This window comes from Streptomyces longispororuber (genome assembly GCF_024448165.1).
GTDB classification, from domain to species: Bacteria; Actinomycetota; Actinomycetes; order Streptomycetales; family Streptomycetaceae; genus Streptomyces; species Streptomyces longispororuber_A.
In genome coordinates, this window is sequence record NZ_JAMOLN010000414.1 from 1 (window position 1) to 2,659 (window position 2,659).

Consider the following 2,659-nt stretch of genomic DNA (forward strand, 5'->3'; position numbering starts at 1 on the left):
CGTCGAAATCCGACAAGGAGTTCACGCAAGGGGCGGATCACGGCCGATCGGGCACTGTCTGCACCATGCATGATGCTCCGTCAGCCGTCGCTCCGCGCAGAGCCGTCACTCCGCGTAGGGGCGCCGGCCGGCCCCGGGGCGGGGATCAGCTCGTCCACGGCGCGCCGCACCTCGGCGAGCGCGGCGGCCCCGAGCCGTGGCCAGCCGAGGCCGTGCACCAGGGACGCCGTGATCGCCGGGCGGCTGTCGCGGGCCCGGGCGTCGGCCGGCGCGGCGCGGCGCGGCAGCAGATGGGTGACCGCGTAGCCGAGGACGGCCGAGCGCAGGGCGTCGACGGCGACCTCGGCGGGGAGCTCCGGATGGCCGAACTCGCCTTCACGGACGGTCCGTTCGACCACGGCGACGACGATCCGGGTGGTCTGCTCGGCGACGAGACGGCGCCGGTCGAGGCGCTCCTGGCTGGCCGCGCCCAGGACGGCGTCGGTCAGCGCGGTCACGCTGGACTCGAAGAGCGCGGGCTGGGTCTCCGCGTGCCGCATCGCCGCGAACGCCAGACCGTACAGGGCGCGCACCCCGTCCCACGGCAGTTCGGCGACGGACTGGAAGGCGCGGGACTGGCGGCGCAGGCTCTCCGCGGACAGCTCGACCAGGAGGTCCTCGCGGCATGTGAAGTGGTGGTAGACGGTGCCCTTGGAGTACCCGGCCTCCTGGGCGAGCCGGCCGAGGGTGAGCTGGTGCAGGCCGTCGCGGGAGATCACGTCGAGGGCCGTGCGCAGCAGCCGCCGCTCACGCTCCGCGACGTCGTAGGCCTTCCGCTGTGCGGTACGCATGCCCTCAGTCTGCCTGACGGATGGTCAGAACCCGGTCGGATGTCGGGAGTCGGGTGGCCGGATCGGGCGCCGCAGAACGGCCGGGCGGCGCATCCGGTCCCGTCCGGCCCAGCCGCCGCGCGGCACGGACCGGTTTCGGCCTTTCTCCGGCGCGGGCCGCGCTCAGAGGTCCCGCCCCAGACCGCCGCCGGTCACCACGTAACTGCATTGCGTGTACGTGTATCCGGGCTGGATGCGGCCGCCCGCGGCGCGGCTGCGGGCCGTGGCTGCGGAGCCGCCGGGCTTGTGCAGGAAGTGGTACGTGCCCGGCGGCAGTCGCAGCGTCTTCTTCGGGTACGACGTGCCGCTCGCCTTGCACGCCCTGCTGCTTCCCGCGGCCTCGCTGGAGTACGTCTTGCAGGAGGCGCAGGCGCCGATGGTGAGGCGTCCGGTGACCGGGCCCGTGTAGAGGATCTCCACCGGGTCCGGGCCGTCGTTGCTGATCACCATCTCCATGCGGGAGCCGCCGGGGGCGCCGGACGGCGGCAAGTGGGCGCCCGCCGACGGGCGTTGCTCGGCGATCTCGGCGGCGATGGCGACCTGCTGGGCGCGGGACCGCCGCTTGTCGCTCTTGTACGTGCCGGCGAATCCGGTGAGCGTCTTGCGGGCGGCGGCGAACTCCTTCTCCTTGAACTGGTCGAGGCCGCAGGCGTACACCCCGTTCTCGACGGCGCCGTCGACGTCGCCCCGCAGGTGCCCGGGGGCCGGCGCGGGCAGTTCCTTCGCGGTCTCGCCGATCCGGCGCAGTTCGTCCGTGGCGCGGCACGGCTCGGCGCCCTTGATGTCGCCGGCGCGCCGGTCGACGGCGTCGCGGACGGCGGGCTCGACCTTGCCCGCCTGCGCCGACTTCGGGAACGTCCGCAGCAGCTGGCCGAGTTCGCCGCCCCTGCCGTCGCTCTCGGCGTCGCCGAGCTTGCCGGTGCCGCACTCCAGGAGCGAGACCGCGAGCGGCTTGTCGGGCCAGCTCGCGAGGTCGCCGAGGACGTCGCGGTCGATCCGCTCGGGCACGTCCCGGAGGTATTCGAGCGGGGCGACGGCGCCGCAGTGGTCGGCGTCGGCGTACGGCGCGGCGACCGCTTTGTAGTAGGCGTCGAGGCTGTCGTGGACGCGGTGCGCCGCCCGGGAGTCCGGGTGGTCCTCGGTGAGGGAGCGGTACTGGGTGAGGGCGGCGCCGTAGTCGGCGCGGGCGGCGGCGAACTCCTGGCCGGAGGCCTTCTTCACCTGGGCGTCGGTCCGCTCCAGTCGGTCGAGCAGCATCTCCTCGATCGCGTCGTCGCGCAGCCCGCCGTACGCGACGGCTCCCGCGGCCGGCACGGCGAGCAGGGCGATCGCGGCGACGATCGCCACAACCGGCTTGAACTGCACGGCTGTTGCGGGTGCGCGCAGTCCGCGGCGGGCGCCGTCCGCCGCCGCGAGGAGCAGCAGCGCAAGGTATCCGGCGACCGCCCAGCCGGGCACGCCGTCCGGGTCGGCGGGCAGGGCGACGACGAGGAGTCCGGCGGTCGCGGCGACGCACAGCACGGCGAGCGGCCGGCGGCGCAGGAGGACGTAACCGAGGCCCAGGCCGGAGAGGTTGAGCAGTCCGGTGGCGGAGCGGGCGGCCCGAACGCCGGGCTCTGCGGCGCGCTGTAGCCGTAGGGGCCGGGCGAACCGGGCGGGCCCGGCGGCGGGCCGTATCCCGGCGGACCGGGCGGCACCGGCGGCGGACCGGGCGGCATCGGCGGCGCAGCCCCAGGCATCGGGGGCGGTGGCGTACCGCCGGATGCGGGAGGCGTGTCGTCCGGCGTCTG

General features: G+C 75.1%; 2 protein-coding genes. Both read right to left on the reverse strand.

What is annotated here, in order from left to right; all coding sequences use genetic code 11:
• Window positions 1-80: 80 nt before the first annotated feature.
• Complete coding sequence (locus M4J07_RS47520; protein ID WP_255983598.1) at window positions 81-830, reverse strand: TetR/AcrR family transcriptional regulator; 750 nt, start codon at window positions 828-830, stop codon at window positions 81-83.
• A 162-nt stretch (window positions 831-992) separates the two neighbouring features.
• Window positions 993-2,659 (reverse strand): hypothetical protein (locus M4J07_RS47525; protein ID WP_305129061.1); only part of this gene is annotated, 1,667 nt, incomplete at its 5' end.

Bases quoted from the DNA above. Each gene is read 5' to 3' on its own strand.
- M4J07_RS47520 (WP_255983598.1), bottom strand. From the start codon at position 830: ATGCGTACCGCACAGCGGAAGGCCTACGACGTCGCGGAGCGTGAGCGG.